This window comes from Fluoribacter gormanii (assembly GCF_900156395.1).
Classification (GTDB): domain Bacteria; phylum Pseudomonadota; class Gammaproteobacteria; order Legionellales; family Legionellaceae; genus Legionella; species Legionella gormanii.
The window spans coordinates 24,686-44,535 of sequence record NZ_FTNL01000020.1; the positions used below are offsets into that span (position 1 = coordinate 24,686).

Consider the following 19,850-nt stretch of genomic DNA (forward strand, 5'->3'; position numbering starts at 1 on the left):
AATTTTGAGTATTTTTTATGGTGAATTGATTATTAATGTATAAGCAGTCGTAGTAATTGTCGTCGGAAGTGAATCTCAGTACGGGCGAGGATATTTTATGCCCATCGGTTTACAACAATATGTTCACTCACGACTGCAATCGTCCCAAGGAGACTGGAATGAAAGAAGTAACCATTATTGGTTCGGGTTTGGCGGGAGCCTTACTTGCACTCTATTTGGCTAAAAGAGGCTATAAACTTGAATTATTTGATGCACGCCCCGATGTAAGACTCATGCGTGCAAATGATGGGCGCTCAATTAACCTGGCTTTATCATGCCGTGGTATTACGGGCATGGAAGGGGTAGGCATCATGCCACTGGTGAAAAAACTCATGGCTCCCATGCGGGCTCGTGCGATTCATGAAATTCAAGGACAAATTAAATTTCAATCGTTTGGCCGACATCATGATGAATACATTAATGCAATCCTAAGAAATGAACTCAATAAATTATTACTTTCTGAGGTAGAAAAATTTCCCAAGGTAAAACTCAACTTCAATACGAAACTCATTGAATTGGATGTTGAGAATAAATTGGCGATGTTTGAATTACCTGATGGCGCCTTTTTAAAACAAAACTATGAACTTCTCATTGGTGCTGATGGCGCTGGTTCCTGTGTTCGTGAGTACTTGCAGGCGAAGCATTTGGTACACGCATCACGTACTTTCTTACCTTATGGATATAAAGAGCTATCTATAGGGCTTCCTGGCCAAAATCACCTTGTTCACGAACATTTACACCTCTGGCCCAGGGAAGCCTTTTTATTGTTAGGTAATCCTAATCTTGATCAATCCATTACAGGATCCCTATTCTTACCACATGAAGGAAAAAACAGCTTTGCTGAGCTGGATAATGAATTGAAAATTAATGCTTTTTTTAAACAATCATTCCCGGATGCTTATGTCGAAATGCCTCATCTAGTTGAGGAATTTACGCAACATCCTACAGGTAATATGAGTACGATTAAATGTGAGCCATGGTATTACCAAGATCAATGCCTCCTAATAGGAGATGCGGCTCACGGTGTCGTTCCTTTTTTTGGCCAGGGAATGAATAGTGCGTTTGAAGACTGCCGTATTTTGAATAAGCTTCTGGATCAATATCATGATGATTGGCAGGAAGTAATGCCCGAATTCTATCGTTCAAGAAAAATAAATACTGATGCAGTCGCACAAATGTCTATGGATAACTTTCATGAAATTCAAATCGACATCAGAGACAGAAGTTTTAACTTAAAAAAACAACTGGAACATGAATTAATGCGTCGATATCCAGAACATTATGTTTCAAAACATGTTTTGGTCATGTTTACCAATACCCCTTATGCAGATGCTCAAGCACATGGGGAATTACAAGCGGAATTTTTAAATGAAATATGCGATAACGTGGAGCGAATTGAAGAGATTGACTGGGATAAAGTAGAGAAAAAACTGAAACAATATGACAAAAAATTGGCATAATTGATTTGAATTTAAAAATAAGCAAAAAATTCAAGGGATTGCTTTGCCAAAAATTTGACATATAGATTATTATTTATTCATTTAAATGGCGGAATCAAGTTGCCTTTTATTGAAAAAGGGCATAAATGACCTTTTTTCATGGTTTTTTGAGGGATCATTAGAAAAAAAGTTGGTATGCGAAATGCATTGTTAAAAGTGTCCAACAAATTTTCTCATGGAGATGGCTATGAAAATCATACAAGATTATATTGATTCCAAACAACAAGAATTCATGAATCATCCTTTTTTTGAAATACTAGAACAATTGAAAAGTTTAAAAGAATTAGGCTATTTTGTTCCTGAATTAACCTTTTGGGCTATGACGTTCCAGGATATTTTAAGAATAAACGAAGAGCGAGTAACCGACCCCTATTTACGAAAAGTCGCTCGTCACCACAGACTTGAAGATGCAGGCCATGAAAAATGGTTTCTACATGATAAGAAGTACATGGGAGCAGTCAATATCGATTCAGTAAATGATACCAATGATGTAAGCTGGCTCTACAGTAAAGAAACTCAATTAACTCGCGATGCTGCTTATGCTATCTTAGCTGAAGTATATAAAGCGAATGATGAAATTCTCAATATTGTTCTCCTCTTAACGATTGAATCATCAGGACATGTGTTCTTTGAAAAAGTTTCAAAACAAGTGAAAAAAACAGGGGAAGATAAAAATCTCAAATATTTCTCCACATCACACTTGGAAGTTGAAATGGCCCATGCCTTGTTTGAAGAAGAAATGGAACGCTCTTTGTTCTCAAGACAAGTACCCATTCACATTCGCCGCGAAGCCTTAAAAATGGTAGACCGATGCTACGATGCATTTAACAAGATGTTCGATGGCTTGATTATTGCTTGTAACCGAAGACTCGAACTGGCAAAACAAAGGAATCATCAAGATGCTGCAAACAAAGAACCAGTGGAATTCATTTCACATAAAGCAGTGTAAAAAAAAGTTTGGACAAGCGATGCTCAGTGATGAGCATTCGCTTGTTTTTTTCCGCGAAGATTTCGGTAAGCTGATTCACTCAGATCCAATTGCCGCTTTTGAACCTCAAACCATCGCAGAAGTACAATCATTCATACAGTATGCTCATGAAAATCAACTACCTGTCACTATCCGTGGTAATGGAATGAGTCAGAGTGGGCAATCACTTACCGTTTCTGGTGGCATGCTCCTTAATATGAAACATTTTAATCATGCTTCAGAAGCTGATTCAAACTCCATCTGGGTTGAAGCCAATACGTCGTGGGCTTCATTATTGGATAATACGTTAAAACAATCTATGACCCCATATGTTGTCCCTCATAATTGTAATTTAACAGTTGGAGGCGTTCTCTCTGCCGGCGGCATGGGTGCTTCATCATTCAAATACGGTAGTGTAACGGCCCATGTCAACGCACTAGAAATAGTGCAAGCTAATGGCGAGTTGATCCAAACAGAACAACAATCCTCTTTAATGCAAGCCTGTTTAGGCGGGCAAGGACGTTTTGGACTGATTACCAAAGCCTGTATTGCACTAAGACCTTGTTTAAAAAATGTTAGAACGTTCTTCTTAATTTATTTAGATAAGGACGAATGGCTTAATGATTTGCTTTTATGTCAAACAAAAGCAGATTATGTAGAATCATTTTGTACCCCGGCAATACAAGGTGCGAAATTATCGGCAAAAGGGCGAGCGCCTTTTGCCCAATGGTTTTATTGCCTTCATGTAGCGCTTGAATATGACAATCTACCACCCGATTTTTGTGATTTAGGATTAAAGCCCTGGCGCTTGCTACATACCCAAGATGAGTCCATTCACTCTTATTTACATCGTCATGATTCACGTTTTAATGCAATGAAAATAACCGGGCAATGGGACTTACAACATCCTTGGTATGAATGTTTCATACCCGGTTCTCAATTAAATAATCTGGAAGAATTATTGGCTACTTTGCCTTTACACTATGCTACCGTGGTACATCTTGCCCGGATTGCGCCTCTTGCTCCAGCTGGATTTCTGCAACTGCCTAAAGACAAGGATATTTTTGCCTTCATGATCCTTAATCCGGGCTTACCTAACTCATTGATTCCAAGTTGTTTAGAAACCATAAAACACTTGGACGCACTCTTTTTATCCCAAGGTGGCAAGCGCTATCTTTCCGGATATTTGGGCGACTCTCCAGATACAGAGTTTTGGCAAAATCATTTTGCAGAGCGGTATGATGATTGGATTAAATTAAAAGAACTATATGATCCACTGCATATTTTTTGTTCTACTTTGTATCATAATTAATTAACCTGGGTGCAACGCATCGGCTCCCCTGAAAACTGTGATTTTTAAATCAGGGTTTCGCTGCGCTGCCCCCAAGCCAATCGATTTACTCACCTGTGCAGGGTCTTAGGCTTAAATTCCATTAAAGTGAATAAACTATTTGTTGGATAACTGTTTTCAAAGATAAATCCCGCAGGTTCAATTGATTGTTGCCATTCGGACAAGGTACGTTGTCTGCCGCCAAGTAATACCATCATCACAATATCCATCGTTTTATTAGGATGGGGCTCATGGTCATCAGGCATTACTTGTTCTGCAATAAATAAAGTCGCATTTTGGGGCATTTGTTGGGCGCAGTTCTTTAATATTTTATGCATCATTTCATCGTTAAAATCATGCAAAACTCCTTTGAAAATATAAGCATCTGCTGGAGGGATACTCGCAAAAAAGTCACCTTCCTGGAGACTCACTTGATTAGAAAATGCTTTTGAATCCAATTGGCAAATCACTGCCGGTGTATCAAAAAGAATAGCCTTTAAAGTGGGATATTGCTTGGTAATTGCTTTTACAAGCCCCCCTCGCCCGCCGCCCATATCAACAAAGTTGGAAAAAGTAGCAAAATTGTATGCATTGCTAATTGCCACATCATCATAAGATGATAATTTAGCCATCCCTCGATCAAAATTTTGCTGTTTCTCTGCATTTTTACCGAGAAAGCTAAAGAAATCATCGCCGTGTTGTAGCTCAAATGCAGATTTTCCCGTCTTAAGGCTGGCGTCCAACTGAGAAAATGCTTGCCACCAAGCATCATCAACCATACATAATACATCGCGCACGGAATGAGGATCATCGTCACACAGCGGTTTGGATAATTCGGTCAATGAATAAACGCCATGGTCGTAATTAAATAAATCATAACTACTTAGAAACTTTAACACCCTATCAAGCAATTCGGGTTGACTCTCTGTGGCTTGGGCCAATTCGTCGATCCTTTTCGGCCCAGAAGCCAGATGATTTGCTACACCCAATTTGGCTACAGCATGTAGTGCTCGTGAAACAACATACCAGCGGGACATAATAGCTAATTGAATATGTGGTTTATCCATGTGAGATTGCATATATAATTCCTTTTAATACGGTCCATTTATTATTTGTTAATTAGATCAAAAAGTTAAGTATTATTATTTATTTAATTCTATCCGAAAAGAAATGTGCGCATTGAAATCGAACTATTCTCAATCGCTTCATAAATGAAAACCAGTTCGTCTTCATCATGTGCAGCACCTAAAATATATAACAATGGATAGTAGTGATCAGGAGTAGGAACACTGAGCTTCCCCGCAATCGTATCACGATAGTGAGTAATTAATGCTGCAAAATCTCTGGCCATTAATTTTTCTTTGAACCATTCATCAAACTCAACTGCCCAATCATAAGGCGTTGATTTGCGCTCCCAACTAATCTTGGAAAGATTATGTACTAAATTACCACTGCTGACGATAAGAATGTTTTGCTCTCGAAGTAATTGTAATTGTTGACCTATTTGATAATGAAACTCCTCAGGTTGTTCTATGTCGATACTGAGCTGGACAATAGGAATATCCGCCCGAGGATATATATGTCGCACCACGGACCAAGTTCCATGATCCAATCCCCATTGTTCGTCATCCAGTTTGATCGAAGTCCGAGTTACGATGGTTCTAATGCGTTCTGCCGTTTCAGGAGAACCTGGAGCGAGATATGCTATGTTAAAAAGCTTTTTGGGGAAGCAATAAAAATCATGGATCGTTCTTGGATTTAACATATGCGTGACCCAGGTACCTTTAGTCAACCAGTGCGCTGAAATGCATACAATTGCCGTTGGTTGAGGAATTTTGTTACCCAGAGCTTGTAAGCTCAACGTAAATTTATTAGTTTGAATTGCATGCATGGGACAGCCATGACCAATAAAAATTAATGGCATGCGCTTGCTGCGTTCCAAATCATCCTTCATGTCCATAATGAAGCACCGTAAAATCAGTACTCGCTTAGTATCATATTAGTTCAAAAAATGCAGGATGCTAAATTAGCGGGCATTTATTATACAAATATCCCTTTTGCAAAATATAGTGTTATGGTTGTATCTCGTATATTAAAGAAAAGCTTATAGTCGCAATCAATCGCGAATAATTAACGACCACTTAATATATTTTTAGTACACTCTGCGCAAATTAACCATAAGGTAATTAATTATGTGGCACTTAAGAGTAATGCGTGAATTATTAAAAACGCTCCCCAAAAAAAATAGAAAAGGTGGAGAAGTTTTTTTAAATGAACTCTTTCTATCTGTTAAAGCAGTAGGGGAAAATCCTGAAATAGAATTTTTTCTAGGTCTTATTGAGAAATCTTTTTTAAAATTTGAAAATCAGAAGCCTTGTTCAGTCTCTTTAACCGAGTTTTCCAGACATATTTTTGGTCTTACTCTGCTTTATATTAAATCCAGTGACGAGCTCGCTATCTGGAATAGTGATTTTATTCCCAAAATAAGAAAAATTGAGCGATTTTTAGCCTTCGAAAAGGGACAGTCGATGGTCCAATTTCTTAACCAACTTGAAATAAATGTGTTTGCAAGTTTAGAGTACAAAATGAACATCAATTTCGCTCATTTAAGGTCCATTTTAAGTAAATGCACCGCCTTGGAGCTAAGCGAAAACGGCACCTCCGAGATAGCTCGATTTTTTACTGATACTTATGCTAAAGAGTTGGATGAAGAAAATTGTTGCGATGCGTTTAAACTGATCATCCAAGATGCCAAGACACACCTTGAAAGTCAGAAAAATGAGACTTTACCGCAGATTTCTCTCGTTAAATCTCAATTAAGCCTATTTAAAACAATTAAAGCATCAAGTGATGGCTCAGAAAGCAAACACGAATACATGAAAATGCGATAGTCATGAATTCCGGGACATCCAAGTCCCGGACAATTAATTCATCCAGGGTGTGAAGTACTATAAGCCTACTCACTCCGCCAACATCGCTGCATGATTTAAGCTTGCGATCCTGACTCCAAAACCGACCAGTAAACCTCCCATAATTTTAACAATGTAATATTGCAACCGATTTAGATTAGTTTTGACATACTGATGGGTAAGCATATAAGCGAGGCAGGAAAACCAAATCATGTGAATTAAGGCAATTTCAACTCCATAACCTAACTCAGTCATAATCGAATGACCGGGCTTTACCACTAAAGTAAAAAATGCCAGTAAGAACATAATTGCTTTGGGGTTTAAAAGATTGCACAACAAACCTTGATTAAAAGCGTGCAAACCGGTAATGGAATGGGATGAATGGTTGGCATCCAATTTCATCATTTCGCGCTTCGCGAGTAAGCTTTTGATGCCAATATAGATCAGGTAAGCAGCCCCCAGGTATTTTATAATGCTGAACGCCAGTAATGATTGTGAGATCACAAGAGCCAATCCTAAAATGCAGTAGCTTGCATGAATTAAAAGACTCACTGAAACGCCAAGAGCAGTATAGATTCCTTCTCTTCTGGAATAAAGTAAGGAATTTTTAGCAACTAGAGCAAAATCAGGACCAGGAGAAATCGCCGCCAACATAATCAACATACTTATAGACAAAAACTCTTGCACAATATTCCTCCCTAAAATCACAAAAAAAATAATTATATCACAACCTTGGATTGCATAGGATGTCCCGATTTGCTTGAAATCAGTTTATGGTTATTAAATCTTGTTATCCCGATAATAGGTAATGAAATTCTTATCTGCGCTCAGAGGCTGCAGTGCATAAGCTTCTTGAGTTAAAGAGCACTGATAGTCAAAAACGGCCCCTATGTTCCCCGCTGTGAAGTGAGACGCATCTTTTCCCCCATGACCATCATAAATCCCTATCAAAAAAGGTTGTGAAGGAGAAAGAGTTTGGATCGCAATTGAAATATTATCCCGCGTCCCCCGTTCGAGCGCTTTATTCGCAAGCATTTTTGCTAATTGGTGTTCTTCTAGTTTGTTTGCCAAGGGTATTTCATTTAAACAATTAAAAAGCCACTGTTCATGTGCTTTTTGGGTTTGGCCTGCTAATGGCTCTGTAAAACCATCACATGTTGTAATAATTTGAACCGTTCTTACGCATTCTGGAGAAATGCCAAGGGAGTCACTCATCTTATCGAGGTAATGAATATCGATTTGTGCATCAGCACAAACTACTCCATCATTATAATCAAAATCACCTATCGCGCGAGATACTGCCAGCTGACCATTGATGCGATCGAAAAAGACTACGCCGCCTGCTTTTTGAATACGCTCCATCTCAAACGCAGGGTGATGAATAATACTATTTAAGCGTACTACACCGCTTAACTTCGCCTGCATATCGTAAATAACCGCAAAACAAAGGGAATCGGCTAAAGTTGCGGTGATTAAGTTCCGATGACCATCATATACTGTCGTCGACGCCGTCGTGCCCCCATGCATCACATTACGCCCTAAAATGTTAATTACGTGATAACTGGTCCATAAACGACGACCTATCTCCTGTGGGGTAAGTAGATTAAAATGATTTGGAGGATACCAACATGCAAAAGCGGCATCTTCTTGGCTCGGGCGTGCGCCCATGGTCTCATATAAACCAAATCCATGTTCCTTTACACGTTCACAAACATCAATCCCATCATCAGGAAGTGACGTGATGTATTGAATGCTTTGCATGCTTTTTCCTACCAATACCCCCTTTAAAAATATAGCACATAGACTTTGCGAGAATCAGTAAAAACTCTTGTCTTTAAAAAAGGAACGATACTTCAAGACCCGATCCTGCTGGCACTTCGCTTATATTGCTTCCTCAGTTAATTGAGTTAAATAACTGCATTGAATTAAATAATCAAGGTATTTATTGAATACTGTTTCATCAATTTTTTCACAATAAATGCCGTGATGAGCTAACTGAGTTTTTGTATAAGTACAATCGATTTTCGCCTTATTGTTGTGGAGATATAAATCAAACAATGAACTGTCTTTATCTACTACTTTTTCCGTAAAGAAGGGACGTAACGGAGAAAATGAGTGATTTAATTGATTTTTCTCTTTAATCATTCGTTCCCATTCAGGGTATGTGACATCCTTTACCTTAAAACCCTTGGCTCTAACATATCCAAATAATTGCTCTACACTAACTTCCTGTGGGTTTATTAGATGATACGTATCAGACTGATGTGGTTTTTCCATAGCCAAACGAGTAATTGCTTTTGCGACGTAATCGACAGGAACAAAATTGAACCCCACGTCCAATATTGGTCGAGCCCCTAGCTCGATACATCCCTTGAGGATACGACACACCACATCATCCTGGTTCCAATAACCGGTTTGACTTTCCCCCGTAATCAGGCTAGGCCTGTAAATCGCCGTTGGAATATTATAGGTTCGGGCATGAAGTACCAATTGCTCTGCCAACCATTTTGTTTGATTATAGCCACCATAAATTCCTTCTTGGGGTGAAAGCTCAGTGTGCTCGCTGATCACCCTGTCATCCATTAAATCAGCCGACATAAAATAGCCTACGGTGGAAATATAATGCAGTGCTTTCAGCTTTCTGTACCCAGCCAGATCAATAAGTTGTTTTGTACCAAAGACATTGCTTGCTGCAAGTTTTTGATATGGATAAATAAAATTAAGTACCGCGGCTCCATGAAAAATAAGATCGACCGTATCCGCCAAATAGTACCAATCATGCTTGGAAAGGCCCAAATTATTTTTTTCCAAATTCCCTAGAACGACTTTAATTCGATCATAATAAACCGGACTCCATACACCATAGTGTTCCATATTTTTTATTACTCTGCTTATTCCTGTCGCGTGTGAACCGGCCTGAACAAGACAGGTAATCTGCCAGCTCGTATTGGATAACAGCTCACGTAGCACATATGCTCCCAAGAAACCTGTGCCGCCGGTTAATAATACATGTTGGGGAGTTGCCTTGGGCAAAGAGTTAATATGGGTTGTCATGTTTTTATACTGATTAAACTCAGCAACCAAATCAATCGGGGTATGAGAAACCAGTAACTCCTTTGTTTTACCTGAGAACAAATCCATTATTTCGCCCAAACTTGGATCTTTGAGTAGAAACTCAATGGATAGGTCTTTTTCAGTGGCTGTTGAAAGGACATAGTACAACTCGCCCAGTTTGAATGAATTGACTCCCAATTCGCTTAACTTTTTTTCTTTATCTAAAACCGTAATATCTTCATTAAAAATGGGGTGAAGCATTTGAGCAATGTCTGCCGTTTCAGCATGCAGTGTCTTTTCAGGCTCCCCTGCTAAATTCTTTGCGAACGTATCGATGCAGATAATATTTAAATCGCCTTGTAGATATTTTTTCTTACATAGTAAACGTTGCGTTTTTCCGCTGGTTGTTTTGGGAACTGATTTACGCGCCACAAGAGCCACAACGTCTGCATCAATTCCATGGACTTGTAGCACATTGCTTCGGATGGTTTTGATTATTTCTTCTAAAGCCAGAGCTTCAACGCCCTTTTTGATTTCTTGAACGATAACCAATAATTCATGATCCTGTTCTTCTATGGAAAAGATGGCACAGCCGTGCTCCTGTAGATGGGGATGGCATGCATGAATGGTATCTTCCAAATCATGAGGGTAATAATTACGACCACGAATAATAATTAGATCATTCAAACGCCCGGTTACATAAAGTGATCCCTGATCCAGATAACCCAAATCCCCGGTGCGTAAAAAAGAATGCGCCTTAGTTGCGAGACGAGCATTAAAGGAGTGTTTTGTTTCCTGATCTAATTGCCAATATCCCTGAGCAACACTTTTACCTGCCACCCATATTTCCCCAACCACCCGTTCTGGACATTCATACAAAGTCTCAGGATTTACAATTGCAAGATAGCAAGTGTCAATGGGCTGTCCACAGTTAATTAAACTGCGGGCATCAGGATGGGATTTATCACAATAAAGTACTTCTCCCTGCTCGAGAGCATTCTTATCAACCCACTGGTAGCTTATTCCTTGTTGGCGATTCCCTCCTGTGACCATCAATGTCGACTCAGCGAGTCCATAGCAGGGATAGAAAACCTCTGGGGAAAAGCCACAAGGTTTAAAACGTTGGATAAAACGTTCAATAGTTGCCCTGCGAATGGGTTCTGCTCCGCTCATTGCACATTGCAAACTACTTAAATCCAAGTGTTCTTTTTCTTTCTCAGTGACTTTACTCGTACATAAATCATAAGCAAAATTGGGAGCTACCGTAGCCGTAGCCCGATAATGTGCAATCGTTTCCAACCAAATTGCCGGGCGTTGTAAAAAGGTCAATGGCGACATCAATTTTACGGGAATCGTGCTAAAAACAGGTTGTAATATCCCGCCGATAAGCCCCATATCATGATAATGAGGTAACCAGGAAACACTGATATCTTCTTCAGTAAGACAATTCGCTTTTTCAATTACTAATAAATTATGCAGCAAATTACCATGGCTCACCATCACTCCTTTGGGTTTTCCAGTGGAGCCTGAGGTGTATTGTAAAAAAGCAATATGATGCTCAGTAAGAGAGGGAGTACGCCAGGTATCCGGAGCATTAACCCAATCTTCGGTAGTGATGAATTGTATCACTGCACAATCATCAAATTTTGCATTCAATTTTTTGATTTGCACCATCAGCTCTGTTGTTGTCAAAACAACATGTGCCCCTGAGTTTTTAATAATACGTTGGGATTTCGCTGCCCAATCTTTTGTGGTGGGTGGATAAGAGGGTACGGCAATAGTCCCTGCATACAAACAGCCAAAAAAAGCAGAAATAAACTCAAGACCAGGAGGATAAATAATTAAGACACGATCACCATGATGTGTTACTTCCTGCAAAACACTTGCTATTTTCTTTGCCTGTTCTGCTAACTCAAGATAAGTCAGGTTATTATTTTCCTTTATTTTTCTGTTTATGAACGTATAGAGTGGAAAATTCGGATTTTTTTCTACTTTTTTTTCCAGTAAATCGACCAAACTAGTGTAACAATTTTCCCCCATACCAAACCCCTAAATCCAAGATAATTATGGCTGAACTTTATTAAGAAATGCATGAAAACTCTTCAGCGTAATTTATTATGGAAGATCTATTTGAAAAGTACAGCAATCTCAGACAAACTAAAAAAGTTAAAACGAAGTTTTGTAGGACTAATCGAATGGCCAAATTCATAGTGAAAGCAATTCTGAAATTAAAAGAAGCGAGCCGTTATTCTTTTGATGGATTCAAAGCGGCCTTTCAAGACGAATTCGCATTTCGCCTTGAGCTCTTAGTGGGCATCATTGCCTTACCCGTTGCCATTTTTATAGGAAAAACCTACATTGAGCGGGCTTTATTAATTAGTACTTTGCTCCTAGTTATCGTAGCTGAATTATTAAATTCAGCTGTAGAAACCACATTGAATCGAATTGATCGCTCTTGGAACCCGTTAACGAAAAAAGCCAAAGATTTGGGCTCCGCTGCGGTGTTCGTCACACTTATTAATGCACTCGTAGTGTGGATTATGATTATTATCTCTCGCCTTCAAGCGTAGATCTAAAGGTAGACTTCGCTCGCAATTAATGCGTAAAAGTTGCTGTATTTTGAATAAATTGAGTGATTTCCTCTAATTGAGTTTTTGCAATATATTCATTTTGCTCTTTTTCCGGGTCGATCTGCGCCAGTTTTTGATACAGTTTCTCAATGTTCTCATGTCGGCCTTTGCCCCAAATTTTGGAATGGCTGAAAAAGTAAAAGAATCCTGCTGTCGTCTTTGATTGACCTAGTTGGTGTAATTGTTGCAATTGATCTAGAGGTGATAAAGGCGAACTTAAAATACTCGCAATTTTTCTCATCCCGGTGCTGTTCGTATTTATAAATTTTTCCGTTAACTGTTTATTATTTACCATTACCTTGACGCATTCATTAAAACTATACATCGCGTTCTTAAATTTCAGATTTTCCTGTTGCAGCATATGAATTACATTTTCTACATTAGGGTAAGGATTATCTTCATCATCAAAATCTACGCTGCGATTTTCCTTTACCAATTTTTTTGACAATTCGTAATGAGACTTAGGTAAGGAAAATTTTGAAATTTCACGGTAAATTGCCATTCTTTTTTGAAGCATTCTTCGATTAAATGCATCACTTAGTACATTATGTTCATACAATTGGTTATCCCTAAATGGGGATAGGGAATGCTTTGCTTTCAATAAATTCATACGTTGATGGTAGGCCTCAAACGCTTCAAAATGTTGAGACATGACCGCCCAGTTATCATTAAAATTTTTATACGCATCCATTCTTGAAGGCAGAGTAATAAGAAATTTATTGACTTGTTCAATTGTAGGACGCTCTTCGGGTTTTCTACTTTGGAGACCGCTCAGTAACATCTTAATGTCGTCTAAAAGATAGGGATCAATTTCGGATACATCATAACCCGTAAATAAACCATCAAAACAATAAGAAACACTAGCTAAATCTCTGAGGTTTGTCGCTAATTCCTTATATTTTAAAATATACTTTGCACCAAAAATTTCACCCAAAATTGCTGCTAACGCATACATATCCGATTGATAAGTACTGCCCTCCCCCAAAATGACCTCCGGAGCCATGTAAGCCAATGTTCCCGAACGTTTTAGATTATTCCTTGAATCAATGTCTTCAGCCAAACCAAAATCGATAAAAATAATAAAAAATTGCCCATTATCTAGCTTTTTATAACAAATGTTTGCTGGCTTAAGATCGCGATGGACCACATTTTTTTGCTGTAACAAAAGCTTCTCGCTAGCAACGCGAGCCGCAACTTCCAGTCGGAACTGAAACGAATAATTGTAGCTGGGCGTAAAAGGCAATAGCTTATCAAGACTGGTGCCACAATCCTCCAGGATTGTAATTACTTTATCTTGTGCTCCAACAACACCAACAACATTTACCCCATGTTTTTTTTGTCTTGCTGCTTCTTTTAAAGTCCGCGACAAGAGTTCAGGATAGCGTGTATCTTCTGTTGGCCGTTGAATTTTGATCACATCATTTACTGGGACTAGTTGGGCTTGATACCCCTTTTTTTTTGAATCATGAGTTACAACTATTTTATATTTTGATTCATTTACTGAACCAAAACCACCTTTGCCTTTGTGGGTATTATCAATAATATGCCATTGATTTTTACCCGATCGAACTAGATTATGACTAAAGGTAAATTGCTCATCGCTTGAAAAGAGACTTAATTTTGATGATTTTCCTGAAATGGAACTATTAAACAGTGAAGGTAGAAAAGTTATACTCTCTTTTTGTTTAAACAAAAATTTTGCAACTTTGCCATCCAGGAAAATAGGGCCTTTTTTATTTTTCCACACTACTTCAAAATCAGTATACACCATATTTTGTCCATAACACTTGAAGCAAAAAACAGGATGTTCATAATATCAGCTTCTTCTTGTAAGAAGAAAAAAAATTTAAATCCACTTACGAGAATTGATGATTCGGGTTAATATAGGCGCTTATTACAGCATTTGCGTACCAATTAAACCGAAAAATGTCCATACCAGTACCTCATAAAAAATGCGTTTCCTGCGTTGTTCCAGTCTACAATGAAGAGGCAGGAATTTCAGAGTTCATTGCTGCATTGACGGATACCCTGCAAAAACTTGGCTATGCTTATGAAATACTTATTGTGGATGATGGCAGCCACGACAACACGCCGCTGATTATTCAACAATTAAGAACTCAATTTGTGCTTCGCTGCATTCGTTTTAGTCGAAATTTTGGTAAAGAAAATGCCATCAGCGCAGGTCTTGATCATGCCCAAGGTGACGCCGTTATCTTAATCGATGCCGACTTCCAACACCCTCTCGAACTTTTAAGTCAATTTCTTTCCAAATGGGAAGAGGGTTATGATATGGTTTATGCCGTACGACAAAATCGTTCCGATGAGTCCTGGCTGAAAAGAACGTGCGCCAAAGCGTTCTATCAATTTACCTCACGAATAAATCGGATTAATATCCCTGCAAATGCTGGAGATTTTAGACTCCTGGATCGAAAAATCGTAAAAGCACTCCAGAAATTACCTGAACGAAATCGATTCATGAAGGGTTTATACAGTTGGGTCGGATTTAAACAAATTGCAATTCCTTTTGAAGTCCAACCTCGTAAAGCAGGTTCGTCACAATGGAATTTTTATTCGCTTTTGGATTTGGCAATCACTGGGATTACATCATTTACTGCATTTCCGTTACGGATGATTGCAATTGGTGGAATTGGCGTGGCAACCCTGGCAATACTTTACGGCCTTTGGATTATTATCAGTACCCTGATTTTTGGTATAGAAACACCTGGTTGGGCAACCATAGTCACCACAATTACTTTCTTTGGTGGTTTGCAACTCTTTGCCTTGGGTGTAGTGGGTGAATACATTGGCCGCGTCTTTGATGAAGTCAAACACCGGCCTCATTACGTTATTGATGAGGAATCCAGTTTTGATGACAACCAAACTGAAATTAAGGCATAGACTCATTTTTTTTATAGGTATTGGTAGTTCTGCTGCGTTGATACATCTCTTTACTGTATTCAATTTAGTGAAATATATGCATGTGCAGGCACTAGTAGCCAATATCTTTGCCTTTTTAATTGCCTTTAATGTCAGCTTTTTAGGGCATAAGTATTTAACCTTTTCTCAATTACATGATGAAAAAACCTTGAGTTTACCCCATTTTTTTATAGTCGCCGCTTCCGCGGGACTCATTAATGAAATGCTTTATTTCTTACTTTTACGTTACACTAGCTTAAATTACCTGTTTGCTTTATTTCTCGTTTTAGGCTGTGTTTCCGTTTATAGCTTCATCATCTCCAGATTTTGGGCCTGCCGTCAGATTCAACGCAATAAGTCCTGATGGTCAAAACCAACTCTTAAAAATATACTTGCGCTTACTCCTAACCACCAACAACCACGTCATCCTTGTAGATGACGGATATTTTTCGGGCAGTCTATTCCAGTGTGCGCCTACGCTGGAACAAACCAATTAAATTTCGACTTCACTTTGTTCGAGGATAATTTCCTCTTCACCTCGAATGCATTGAACTGTTCTCTTTTTTACATCAAAAACATATTGTAATCTGCAATATTCTCTCGGATTAGAGAGCAGATTTGGATTAAAAACAACGAGATTAATCCCTTGTAAATGGCGAGCAGAAGGAACAATCAATAATGGATGTCCTTCATGAGCCACCCTTCTACCCGTTTCTTGGCATTGAGTATAATTATCCGGATCAACAAGCCAGGGGAACTCTTCTTTTTTTGCAGTCAGATCAAGCCCCAATCCTTGGCAATAAACTTTGGCAACTCGTCTGTCGATGATGACGGTATCTTGTGTTTGAAAAATTTCCCACGAATCTTTGATTTCTTGAATAAAATGATACTTTGTTTCATAAATCGTCGTTTTCAATGTTTCTGAACCATACCAGCATGCAATTGCACCATCGCTATAACGCGAGCTTGTTATCTTTTCAAATGGATAATCAATAAAATCATTCTTACTGTAATCAAATGCGCGTTGTATTAACGATTGATGGGTTAATTCAGGATGGGTATAACTTTCTATGCTATTGGCTGCGTCCCAATTTACTGGATCATCACTGAGATCATCAAATAAATCCTGGGATACTTTTATTCCCCTTATATTTCTAAAAACATCTTGTGAATATTCCCTGACAGTATCAAACAAAGACACGTTTACTGACCTCGCATAAAATCTGTGAGCCGCCTTATTTGAGCAATTCCAATGTAACCTTGCTCCAGCATAAGGTCTAAAGGGCGAAGATTATGGAGTTTTTGATTCCTCCCTTTTATCCATTGATAGACTATCTCTCGATTGTATGGATAAAGAATTCTCAGGTTTTTGTGAATTCCCAAAAGATTACCTACTCGCTCGATTGTATCTCTGCCAGATATATGAGCTGTTCCTTTTTTAAATTTGGCAAGTTGCGCGGGACTGATACCCCCTAAAAGCTCACACTCCTCTTCATTTTTCAATTGCCAATGCTTGAAAAGTGCAACCACGTTCTGGGTATTGCGTTTGAGAACGTCTTCACTTAAATCTTGAAAGGTAAAAGGTGCCAATTGTAAATGATTCATGCCAAAACCCTCTATTTATAGATAATTATAGTATATAAATAGATTTATACAATTAATTTTGCCATGAGATGTTGGCATTTGAACCCCATACAGAAAAATTCAAGAAATTAAACCCAGTTTTTAGTCGATAGTAAATTGTCAGTGATTACGTTTTTCGTGGAGGTTTCGATGTTGAATCATGTGTTATCAGGAGATAGAAAATCAGGACACATGCCATTAACTACTTCAACAGGCTCACGAATGATGAGGCGATTTCCAACCATTTCCTTCACTTTGGGTAATATGGCATCCACCTTATCCATTGTATCAATGAATTGCACTACTAAAGGAAGTTTGCTTCCTATATCAACCAATGATGCAGAGACAACGGGATTTTTAAGCGTAAACCCAGCAACTGCGCGCAACACCATTCCACTGGCTATTTCAGCCTTATCAAGCATACTCAATAACTCAAGATGCAAAGGGCGATGTTGCCATTTATCTGCTTCGTTGATATAGATGGAGACTTTTACGTGATTCATTTTAGATTGCCCGAGCGAGCACTATACCCGCAACAACAGCCAATAATGAAAAAAGATTATTGCAAATAAAATTTAGTGCAGCAAGTGCATAATCACTTTGTTCTGCCAGTACATAGGTTTCATAACTGAAACTTGAAAAGGTGGTATAAGCCCCACAAAACCCAACGGCAACAAACGAGCGCCATCGGGGATCAACTTCCACTCGCTCTAAAGTCCAGGCAAGAAAGAAACCTAATATGAAGCTTCCAGTAAGATTAACAATGAATGTTCCAAAAGGAATATCTGCTGATAAATACTTAACGGAAAAACGACCTACGAGATAGCGTAAATTCGCACCGATGATCGCCCCACAAGAGATCCAAAAAACGTCATTCAAGGGTTTCTTCCTTTTTATTCCAACAGCTCATAATTACCAAAAAGATAATACATAAAAAGAATAAGCGAGTAAATTTAACCTGAAGTTACTTTAGGAATATAATAGATGCTCATGCTGCTCCAACTGAATATGAAACTCATCGCAATCCCTTAAAAATTCGTCACTTGAAAAATAATTAAATTCCTTGATGCGTGCCTGAGCGATAGGATCTGTACTGTGAGAATTTTCTCCCGGGTGACACATTATTAAAGTATTTTCTCTGGCAATGCTCATCCATTTTCTAAATAATTCTCTATAGTTTGCATTGGGTGCAAAATCATAAATTCCAGAGAAGTATCGATGATGTGGGATGCCTAATTTGATGAGCTGTTTCAATAGGGCCTTTCCCCCAGTTAGATGCAGTACTTTTGCTTTAAATCGGTATTGAGGCAAATTCATGGAAGGCCAAGTGGAACGAATATATGTTCCATAACTTTTCAATTTTTGTGCATAGAGATCCAAAATAACGTTCCGAATTACGGGAAATTGATGAACATGTTGGTGGCCATCAATAAAATCCGGAGGCTGTTGCATGACCCTGATAAATTGCTCCAGCTGCGCCAAAAATTCTTTTGCAATAAACGACAATTTCATTGAGCGCATATGCGTTTTTATCAACAACTCAGGTAAAGTAAAGCACGCTTTTTCAGGAATAGATGTTAAATAACCTTCTGTCAGATTGAAATGTAAACCAATTTTGATGGGCTTGATTTCTTTTAAGGTAAGAAGTTTTTTGGCATAAGGAATAAATCCAGGACTATTCACCATGCAGCTTACAGCGGACAAACGTCCCATGCGTACTAATTTTAGAATTCCTTCTGAAACTCCGGAATCCAGGCCAAAATCATCCGCACACAAGGTTATGGTTTTCGAATCAATCACAATTGAGGGCCAATATTTATAACAAAGGCATATGATATATCATTTTCTCTAATAAGGTGTAGTTTGGGCGCAGCAAAGCAGAGGGAAATTCGATACATCAAAGCAATAAAAGTCCCAGGTTTCGCTTCGCAATACCCAGGCTACATTAATACATCGAGAGTCAACAATTTATTTTATGCGGCTTCCGAATGTACTTTCACTGCAAAGAAACGCGCACCCAAGATATTGATGCATAAACCACCGATGACCAATAATCCTGCAGCCAGTTTCCATAGCTGGAACGGTTCACCCAAGACTAAAACTGAACTTAGGATGGCAACAATAGGTACCAATAAAGTAAATGGAGCAACCACTCCCACTGGATAACGAGCAATGAGCCAGTTCCAAACTCCATAACCTATCCAAGTTGAAGCAAACACAATGTAAAACAATGAAATAGCACCGCGCCAACTTAAATGTTCATAGGTATAAACAAAACTTGCAGGTCCCTCAACCATTAAAGAAAAAAGAAACATGGGCAAACATGCAACAAAACTTCCCCAAGCAATAATTGCCATCATATTGTTGCTATTCCCTTTAATTTTCTTAGTGATCAGGTTCCCAAATCCCCACGTTGCCGCAGCGGCAAGAATAAAAAGAAAACCAGCCAAAGAGATATCACTATCAAAATGCATCGCAACCAAGCCAATTCCAATTGAAGCAACCAGTGCACCAATAATCTGCCCTATGTTCGGCTGTTCACCTAAGAAAATCCCAGCAAAAAACATACTGAAAAATACTTGTGTTTGCATCAGTAAAGAGGCCATTCCAGCAGGCATGCCGATGTTCATGCCCATAAAAAGGAAGGCAAATTGCAAAGCAAACATAACAAAGCCATACAGAACTATTACTTTGAATGAACCTTGAGGAATTTTAATAAAAAAAATAGCCGGAACACTCGCCAATAAAAAGCGTAAGGAACAGAGCAACAGCGGTGAAATTTCTTCCAGTCCAAAAGAAACAAAAAGAAAATTTACCCCCCAAATTACAACAACTAAAAGAGCTAATAAAAGATGTGTAACAGGCATCATCAGTGCTCCGACA

Annotated in this window: 19 protein-coding genes; 7 read left to right on the forward strand and 12 right to left on the reverse strand. The window is 38.6% G+C overall.

Features of this window, described 5'->3' with window-relative positions; all coding sequences use genetic code 11:
- Positions 1 to 158 precede the first annotated feature (158 nt).
- The 3 genes from BW930_RS12480 to BW930_RS12490 all read left to right on the forward strand — a co-directional run bounded on the left by BW930_RS12480 (position 159) and on the right by BW930_RS12490 (position 3,817).
- Positions 159 to 1,499 (forward strand): FAD-dependent oxidoreductase, encoded by a 1,341-nt coding sequence (locus tag BW930_RS12480; protein WP_058466983.1) that lies wholly within the window; start codon positions 159 to 161, stop codon positions 1,497 to 1,499.
- A gap of 226 nt (positions 1,500 to 1,725) precedes the next feature.
- On the forward strand, positions 1,726 to 2,487 hold the full coding sequence (locus BW930_RS12485) for a hypothetical protein (protein WP_058466984.1): 762 nt from the start codon (positions 1,726 to 1,728) through the stop codon (positions 2,485 to 2,487).
- Positions 2,438 to 3,817 carry an FAD-binding protein gene (locus BW930_RS12490; RefSeq protein WP_058466985.1) on the forward strand — a complete coding sequence of 460 codons (1,380 nt, stop codon included), beginning with the start codon at positions 2,438 to 2,440 and terminating at the stop codon, positions 3,815 to 3,817. Before BW930_RS12485 ends, BW930_RS12490 begins: the two co-directional genes overlap by 50 nt.
- An 89-nt stretch (positions 3,818 to 3,906) precedes the next feature.
- Here BW930_RS12490 and BW930_RS12495 read toward each other — a convergent pair whose 3' ends face one another.
- Together BW930_RS12495 and ygiD are read right to left on the reverse strand one after the other, a co-directional pair.
- Positions 3,907 to 4,914, reverse strand: a complete 1,008-nt coding sequence (locus BW930_RS12495; protein ID WP_058466986.1) for a methyltransferase — start codon at positions 4,912 to 4,914, stop codon at positions 3,907 to 3,909.
- Positions 4,915 to 4,991: 77 nt separating this feature from the next.
- The gene (gene ygiD, locus BW930_RS12500) at positions 4,992 to 5,795 is read right to left on the reverse strand and encodes a 4,5-DOPA-extradiol-dioxygenase (protein ID WP_238587822.1); all 804 of its coding nucleotides are present in this window, start codon (positions 5,793 to 5,795) and stop codon (positions 4,992 to 4,994) included.
- A gap of 232 nt (positions 5,796 to 6,027) precedes the next feature.
- Between ygiD and BW930_RS12505 the strand changes: the two genes are divergently transcribed.
- Entirely contained in the window at positions 6,028 to 6,726 is a 699-nt protein-coding gene (locus BW930_RS12505) for a hypothetical protein (protein WP_058466987.1), read from the forward strand.
- 69 nt (positions 6,727 to 6,795) lie between these two features.
- On the opposite strand, the gene BW930_RS12510 is transcribed toward BW930_RS12505, so the two are convergent.
- From BW930_RS12510 to BW930_RS12520, 3 genes are all read right to left on the reverse strand, one after another.
- The gene (locus tag BW930_RS12510) at positions 6,796 to 7,431 is read right to left on the reverse strand and encodes a LysE family transporter (RefSeq protein ID WP_058466988.1); all 636 of its coding nucleotides are present in this window, start codon (positions 7,429 to 7,431) and stop codon (positions 6,796 to 6,798) included.
- A 93-nt stretch (positions 7,432 to 7,524) separates the two neighbouring features.
- Entirely contained in the window at positions 7,525 to 8,505 is a 981-nt protein-coding gene (locus BW930_RS12515; protein ID WP_058466989.1) for a PP2C family serine/threonine-protein phosphatase, read from the reverse strand.
- Between the two features lie 120 nt (positions 8,506 to 8,625).
- A complete protein-coding gene (locus BW930_RS12520) occupies positions 8,626 to 11,838 on the reverse strand; it encodes a thioester reductase domain-containing protein (protein WP_058466990.1) in 3,213 nt (1,070 codons plus the stop codon).
- Positions 11,839 to 11,993: 155 nt separating this feature from the next.
- Here BW930_RS12520 and BW930_RS12525 point away from each other — a divergent pair, with 155 nt between their 5' ends.
- Entirely contained in the window at positions 11,994 to 12,368 is a 375-nt protein-coding gene (locus BW930_RS12525) for a diacylglycerol kinase (protein ID WP_058466991.1), read from the forward strand.
- A 25-nt stretch (positions 12,369 to 12,393) separates the two neighbouring features.
- Here BW930_RS12525 and BW930_RS12530 read toward each other — a convergent pair whose 3' ends face one another.
- On the reverse strand, positions 12,394 to 14,199 hold the full coding sequence (locus BW930_RS12530) for a protein kinase domain-containing protein (protein WP_058466992.1): 1,806 nt from the start codon (positions 14,197 to 14,199) through the stop codon (positions 12,394 to 12,396).
- A 155-nt stretch (positions 14,200 to 14,354) separates the two neighbouring features.
- On the opposite strand from BW930_RS12530, the gene BW930_RS12535 reads away from it, so the two are divergent.
- The gene (locus tag BW930_RS12535; RefSeq protein ID WP_058466993.1) at positions 14,355 to 15,326 is read left to right on the forward strand and encodes a glycosyltransferase family 2 protein; all 972 of its coding nucleotides are present in this window, start codon (positions 14,355 to 14,357) and stop codon (positions 15,324 to 15,326) included.
- Entirely contained in the window at positions 15,298 to 15,708 is a 411-nt protein-coding gene (locus BW930_RS12540) for a GtrA family protein (RefSeq protein ID WP_058466994.1), read from the forward strand. Before BW930_RS12535 ends, BW930_RS12540 begins: the two co-directional genes overlap by 29 nt.
- Before the next feature lie 129 nt (positions 15,709 to 15,837).
- Here BW930_RS12540 and BW930_RS12545 read toward each other — a convergent pair whose 3' ends face one another.
- The 6 genes from BW930_RS12545 to BW930_RS12570 form a co-directional block, all read right to left on the reverse strand.
- Entirely contained in the window at positions 15,838 to 16,545 is a 708-nt protein-coding gene (locus tag BW930_RS12545; protein ID WP_076547544.1) for an RES family NAD+ phosphorylase, read from the reverse strand.
- A gap of 2 nt (positions 16,546 to 16,547) precedes the next feature.
- Entirely contained in the window at positions 16,548 to 16,949 is a 402-nt protein-coding gene (locus BW930_RS12550) for a hypothetical protein (protein WP_058466995.1), read from the reverse strand.
- Between the two features lie 176 nt (positions 16,950 to 17,125).
- Positions 17,126 to 17,470, reverse strand: coding sequence for a DUF190 domain-containing protein (locus BW930_RS12555; protein WP_058466996.1), 345 nt, complete (start codon positions 17,468 to 17,470; stop codon positions 17,126 to 17,128).
- 1 nt (position 17,471) lies between these two features.
- Positions 17,472 to 17,846, reverse strand: coding sequence for a fluoride efflux transporter CrcB (gene crcB / locus BW930_RS12560; protein WP_058466997.1), 375 nt, complete (start codon positions 17,844 to 17,846; stop codon positions 17,472 to 17,474).
- A 90-nt stretch (positions 17,847 to 17,936) separates the two neighbouring features.
- Complete coding sequence (locus tag BW930_RS12565; protein ID WP_058466998.1) at positions 17,937 to 18,767, reverse strand: ChbG/HpnK family deacetylase; 831 nt, start codon at positions 18,765 to 18,767, stop codon at positions 17,937 to 17,939.
- Between the two features lie 173 nt (positions 18,768 to 18,940).
- Positions 18,941 to 19,834 carry an EamA family transporter gene (locus BW930_RS12570; protein ID WP_058467023.1) on the reverse strand — a complete coding sequence of 298 codons (894 nt, stop codon included), beginning with the start codon at positions 19,832 to 19,834 and terminating at the stop codon, positions 18,941 to 18,943.
- Positions 19,835 to 19,850 lie beyond the last annotated feature (16 nt).